Genomic DNA, 6001 nt, shown 5'->3' on the forward strand with positions numbered 1-6001 from the left:
GCCGGATCACACGGGGGAGCGTCGCCACGGGGACGCGGGGCCCGCCCGCCCCGCGGGTCGGACCGGTCCGGGGCGCGCAGCGCGTCGGCGTCAGTCCTGCGGCGCCAGTTTCCTGACGTAGTCGTAGAGTTCCTTCTCCCACTCGTCGCGGGTCAGCGCGTAGACCTTCAGGTCCCACAGTCTCCCGCGAAAGAAGATGTAGTCGTTCAGCGTCGCCTCGGGCGGCTTCTCCAGCATGGCGCCGAAATCTCCGCTGCTCGCGTCCGTGGTCTCGAAGTAGACTTTCCTGATATTCCACATCGCGAACGCGTAGTTGACCGTCAGGAGTGTGGCGTCGGCACCGATTCCCTGCCGCGCCGCGGCCGGGTCGATGTACACGGCGGTGTGGACGTGCCCCGCGTCCTGGTCGAGGTCGAGGAGCATGCTGAATCCGGCTGCGGAGTCGTCGCCGTTCAACCTGATCGAGAAATTCGCGTCGATCGATTTCTTCTGCATCGCGGCCGAGAAGGACTCGAAGTTCGACGTGCTGTCCAGCCCGAGCTTCAGGATCAGGTTGTAGTCCTCGGCGGTCGGCGCCGTCGATTTGGGTTGCAGCGTGATCCGGCGTGATTTCATGTGGGGGAATATATTCACGGTCTACTCCCTTTGTGTCGTTAACGCGTATGAACTTAGCATATGCACCATCGGCTTGGAACTACGTCCGGTAATCGGAGTGGAATTTCGAGTATTTCCGTGAAGTGCCATTCCCCGAGCCGCGGATCCGGTGGGCTCGCGTGAACCCGTGTCCTCGCGCGGGGCGGGCGGCCCGCCGTGCCCGCTCGGGCCGATCACATCCCCGTCCGGGCGTACAAGCGCTCTGTGATCGCGTTGGAAGGGGTCGCCGCGAGACTCGGAGCATGAATACAGAAACACCCGCGATCAGCGTCAACGGCCTGGTCAAACGCTACGGGAGGACGACGGCACTCGACGGCGTCGACCTCTCGGTCGCGTCCGGCAGCATCGTCGGCGTCCTGGGGCCGAACGGTTCCGGGAAGACGACTCTGGTACGAGTGCTCACCACTCTCATGCGCTACGACGAGGGCGACGTCCGGGTCGCCGGATACGACGTGTCCAAGCAGGCTCAGCAGGTCAGGTCCCGGATCGGCCTCGTCGGCCAGTACGCCGCCCTGGACGAGCGGCTGACCGCACGGGAGAACCTGATGATGTTCTCCCGCCTCTACGGCCTGGACAGGACCGACGCGAGGGCGAGCACCGAGGACCTGCTGCGGAGGTTCGACCTGGAGTACGCGGCGGACCGCGTCGTCAAGACGTATTCGGGAGGGATGCGCAGAAGGCTCGACCTCGCGGCCAGTCTGCTCGTCTCGCCCAAGGTGCTCTTCCTGGACGAACCGACGACCGGGCTCGACCCGAAGAGCCGCCGGGAGATCTGGGGAATGGTCCGCACGCTGGCGGTCGAGGGAACGACCGTGTTGATGACCACGCAGTATCTCGACGAAGCGGACCAGCTCGCTGACCAGATCGTGGTGCTGGAGTCCGGAAGGGTGATCGCCGAAGGAACCCCGGAGGAGTTGAAGGACTGGGCCGGGGGAGAGCGGCTGGAGATCGTCGTCCCGGAGTTCGAGGACCTTCACGACACGGCTTCGGCGATAGGCGGCGTGGCGAACGGCGCCGTACTCATCAAGGAGGACGAACGGAAGATCACCATCCCCGTCCGGAACGGGATCGCCGCGCTGGCAACGGTGGTCCGCGAGCTCGACTCCCGGAGCGTGGCCGCGGATGACATCGTGCTGCGCCGACCGACTCTGGACGACGCCTTCTCCGAACTCACGGAGTCGCGGCGCAGGCTGGAGGACAAGAAGGGGTCGGCGGACAAGCAGGTCATCCAGGACACGTTCAACTTCAGGACCGGGAACAGGGGTGCATGATGAGCACATTGAAAGGTGTGGCGCACGAGGCCGAACGGCGCAGGCAGTCGGTACTCGTCGATGGCATGGCCATCACCATGCGCGAGCTGAGGCACCTGCGGCACCAACCCGTCCTGTTGCTGGGCGAGGTCGTCTTCTCCGTCCTCTTCGTGGTCCTGTTCGGCTACGTGTTCGGCAGCGCGATCAGCGTGCCCGGAGGCGGTGACTACCGCGAGTTCCTGATGCCCGCCCTCTTCGCGGTCACCGTCTTCTTCGGGGTGACGACGACGACCGAGGAGGTCGCCAGGGACGTCGAACGCGGGGTCATGGACCGGTTCCGCTCCATGCCCATGTCCCGGATCGCCGTTCCCCTCGGCCGGACGACCGCGGACATGCTCGTCTCGCTTCCCGCCCTCGTCGTCATGGTGGGTGTGGGTGTCATCGTGGGCTGGAGGGCGCACGAGGGCCTCGCGTCCGCGTTGGCCGCGTTCGGCCTGGTGATCCTCCTGGGATACGCGATGCGCTGGGTCGGGGTGGTGGTCGGGCTCTACGTCACCCCCGCCACCGCTTCGATCGTGGTGCGGCTGGTGCTGCCGCTGGCGGTCCTCTCGAACGCGTTCGTGCCGACCGAGGGCATGCCTCCCGTACTGCGCACGATCGCCGAGTGGAACCCGCTCAGCTCCCTGATCACCGCTTGCCGGGAGCTGTTCGGCAACCCGGTGGACACCGCGGCGGACGCCAGCTGGCCGCTACAGAACCCGGTCATAGCGACCATCGGGTGGTCGCTGCTGATTCTGGCGGTCTTCGTGCCGGTGGCGGTGGCGCGCTTCCGCAAGCCCGAGCGGTGAGCCCCGCGGGGCGAGCCGGTTCCAGCCGGCGCACCGCGGGCGCGGCGGCCCCCGTACGACCGTCCCCACCAGCTGTCGTCGATCGCCGTTCCGGCGGGCGTGTGTCCCGCTGGCAGGACAGACGGCGGGCGCACGGTGAGCCGACCGCGTCAGGTCGGAGGGTTCCGCGGCCGCCGCGCCTGGGCGGCCGGTAGCAGGGCGGGCGGCGCACAGCCGCCCGCCCTCACCTATTTAGGCGTGTTCGGCGGATAGCGCCGGTGATTCCGCCCCCGTCTCACTGGAATTCGTTTCGATCGTGGCCGATCCTCGAAAGAGGCAGACTCGTGGTCGCCTCACTTCCCTAGGGTTCGGCTGCTCAGTAGAATCGACAAAACTACTGTGCTCGTCGCGGGTCCGATCTCGTCGGCCCGCCGGTCGATTTGCAGATCCTTCCAGGGTGAGGTGGTGTCATGGCCAACCCTTTCGACGATGACGATGGACGCTTCAAGGTGTTGTTGAACGGCCGTGGTCAACGTTCGTTGTGGCCGGCATTCGCAGACGTGCCGAAAGGATGGGAGGTGGAACTCGACGACTCCGCGCGCTCGGAATGCATTGCATACATTGATCGGACATGGGTAGAGATGCGGCCTTCCCGGAGTCGTGTGAATGAATGACGGTCCGATCGGCTGGGGTGCGCGGAACTGGTAACGCCTTGCTCGAACGGCATCCTCGCCATGCGCGGTTTCGACGATTCGCCTACGGCCTGTGGGGTCGACCAGGAGGGCAAGTCCATGAGTAGAATCGGTTTGTACCAGCAGGGAATGTGGTTCAATAACACTGTCGGCCGCGAATCGGGTGCCTACAATATTCCACTGCTTTTCCGTGTCGCCGGAGAAGTGTCCGTGGAGTCGTTGGAGCTCGCCGTCAGGGACGTCGCCCTGCGTCACGAGTCGCTGCGCACCGTCTATCCGCTTTCGGGCGGCGGTCCGGTGCGGCATATCGTCGCGGCGGCGGACTGCGCTCCGGACTTCGCGAGGATCCCCTGCTCGGTCGGAGAGCTGGACGACGCGGTCTCCGCCGAATCCGAACGCGGCTTCAGCCTCGAAGAGGAGGCGGGGATCCGGGTGCGCCTGTTCGACCTCGGCGGCGGCGAGTCCGGCCTGCTGATCGTGCTGCACCACATCGCGGGCGACACGGATTCGCTGGGGCCGCTGGCACGCGACCTCTCCACGGCCTACGCGGCCCGCCGCCGCGGTCACGCCCCGGTGTGGACGGACCTGCCGTCGACCTACTCGGACTTCGTCGAACGCCAGCGCGTCGCCGTCGGTTCGGAGGAGGACCCCTTCAGCCGTATGAGCGACCAGCTGGCCTTCTGGGCGAAGCAGCTCAACGGTCTGCGCGAGGAGGTTCCGCTGCCGGCGGACCGGCCGCGCCCGGTGAAGGTCAGCGGCGAGGGCGCGTGGATCGACCTCCCCCTGCCCGGACGCGTGCTCAAGGGCCTGCGCGCGCTGGCCGCCGACGCCGGGGGAACGCTCTCGACGGGGCTGCGCGCGGCGGTGGCGTGCGCGCTCTCACGCCTGGGAGCAGGGGAGGACATCGCGATCGGCGGTGTGGCGTCGGCGCGCGACGGCGAGGACCTCCGGGACGTCGTCGGCTGCTTCGTGAACACGTGGGTGTCCCGGGTCGACGTGTCCGGTTCCCCTGGGTTCCGGGAGGTCCTCCAGCGCGTCGTCGGACACGACGCCCAGGCGTACAACAACCTGGACGTGCCCTTCGACGCCGTGGTGGGCAGGCTGAACCCCCTGCGCGCGCTCTCCCACAATCCGCTGTTCCAGGTGATGGTGACGGTCGAGGACCAGGGGAGCCCCGAACTGCGGCTCACGGGCGCCACCACGGTGCACGAGCCGGTGAAGGCCGATTCGGTCAAACTCGACCTTGAGTTCGCGTTCGAGCTGGAGGATGACGGGTGCCTCTGCCGACTGGGCTACTCCACCGACCTGTTCGACGAGGAGACCGCGCGGAGCATCCTCGGGACCCTCGTCCGCCTGCTCGATCAGGTCCTGGCGGATCCGGGCGTCCCCCTGCCCCGGGTCGACGTCCTCCACGAGGCCGACCGGCGACGGCTGCTCGATGAGTGGAACGTGACGGAGGAAGCGTTCCCCGCGGTCAGCTTCCCCGAACTGTTCCACGAGCAGGCCGTCCGGACGCCCCAGCGGCCGGCCCTCGTCTTCGAGGGCGAGCGGCTGACCTTCGCCGAGCTGGACGAGGTCTCCGACCGGATCGCCGAAGCACTGCGTGACCGGGGCGCCGGCACCGGGAACGTCGTGGGCGTCGCCCTTCCTCGTTCCGCCGATTCCGTCACCGCCCTGCTGGGGGTGCTGAAATCGGGGGCCGTCTACATGCCCCTGGACCCGCAGTCGCCTGCCGAGCGCATCGCCCGGCAGGTCGAGCAGGCCGACGCGGCCCTGATCGTCACCGCGGACAGGTCCGACGGGTTCGGGCCGCGGGAGGTTCCGGTCGTCTCCCTGGACGCCCTGCGGAGCGGGCGCCGTGCGCCGGGGCGTCCGCGGAGGATCGACCCGTCCGAACCCGCCTACCTGATCTACACCTCGGGCTCGACCGGAGCTCCCAAGGGAGTGATGGTCGAGCACGGATCGCTGGCCAACCTCTTCGCGAACCACCGCAGGTACGTCTTCAACGCCGCGGAACACGGTCGGGGGAAGGAGTGGCTGGCGGGGATGCACACGTCCTCGTTCTACGGGGACATGTCCTGGACCCCCCTGCTCTGGCTCGTCGACGGCCACACCCTGCACGTCATGGGCGAGGACGACCGGCGCGACATCGCGACGCTCCGGGACTACGCCATCGAGCACGGCATCGACCTGATGGACACCACCCCGTCGTTCGCGCGCCAGATGGTCGATCAGGGCTTCTTCGAGAAGGGCACCTCCTTGGCGATCCTCGGGATCGGTGGCGAGAACACCGATCCGGACCTTTGGAACGCGTTGCGCGGCGTCGAGGGCATGAAGTGCTTCAACACGTACGGGCCGACGGAGTTCACCGTCGATTGCCTGGTGGGCGCATTCGACGAGGAGGAACGTCCCGCGGTCGGCCGACCCATCGCGAACAGCAAGGTCTACGTCCTCGATGGTGGTTTGGTGCCGGTTCCTCCGGGTGTGGTGGGGGAGTTGTATGTGGCGGGTGCGGGGTTGGCTCGGGGGTATGTGGGTCAGCCGGGGTTGACGGCTGAGCGGTTTGTGGCGTGTCCGT

The 6001-nt window shown here is 67.4% G+C and carries 5 protein-coding genes; 4 read left to right on the forward strand and 1 reads right to left on the reverse strand.

Annotated features, from left to right (window positions below):
- Positions 1-90: 90 nt before the first annotated feature.
- Complete coding sequence (locus HGB44_RS27415) at positions 91-615, reverse strand: GNAT family N-acetyltransferase (RefSeq protein ID WP_061083186.1); 525 nt, start codon at positions 613-615, stop codon at positions 91-93.
- Positions 616-896: 281 nt separating this feature from the next.
- Between HGB44_RS27415 and HGB44_RS27420 the strand changes: the two genes are divergently transcribed.
- From HGB44_RS27420 to HGB44_RS27435, 4 genes are all read left to right on the forward strand, one after another.
- Positions 897-1925 (forward strand): ATP-binding cassette domain-containing protein, encoded by a 1029-nt coding sequence (locus HGB44_RS27420; RefSeq protein WP_061083185.1) that lies wholly within the window; start codon positions 897-899, stop codon positions 1923-1925.
- Entirely contained in the window at positions 1925-2752 is an 828-nt protein-coding gene (locus tag HGB44_RS27425; protein WP_061083184.1) for an ABC transporter permease, read from the forward strand. Before HGB44_RS27420 ends, HGB44_RS27425 begins: the two co-directional genes overlap by 1 nt.
- 449 nt (positions 2753-3201) lie before the next feature.
- On the forward strand, positions 3202-3405 hold the full coding sequence (locus HGB44_RS27430; RefSeq protein ID WP_082768611.1) for an MbtH family protein: 204 nt from the start codon (positions 3202-3204) through the stop codon (positions 3403-3405).
- A 147-nt stretch (positions 3406-3552) separates the two neighbouring features.
- Positions 3553-6001, forward strand: a 2449-nt coding sequence (locus tag HGB44_RS27435) for a non-ribosomal peptide synthetase (protein WP_233458927.1), incomplete at its 3' end; no start/stop codon positions are given.

It is taken from the genome of Nocardiopsis alborubida (assembly GCF_012396365.1).
Classification (GTDB): Bacteria; Actinomycetota; Actinomycetes; order Streptosporangiales; family Streptosporangiaceae; genus Nocardiopsis; species Nocardiopsis alborubida.

Coding starts and splice junctions, on each gene's coding strand:
- HGB44_RS27420 (WP_061083185.1), top strand. CDS start 897: ATGAATACAGAAACACCCGCGATCAGCGTCAACGGCCTGGTCAAACGC.
- HGB44_RS27415 (WP_061083186.1), bottom strand. CDS start 615: ATGAAATCACGCCGGATCACGCTGCAACCCAAATCGACGGCGCCGACC.
- HGB44_RS27430 (WP_082768611.1), top strand. CDS start 3,202: ATGGCCAACCCTTTCGACGATGACGATGGACGCTTCAAGGTGTTGTTG.
- HGB44_RS27425 (WP_061083184.1), top strand. CDS start 1,925: ATGAGCACATTGAAAGGTGTGGCGCACGAGGCCGAACGGCGCAGGCAG.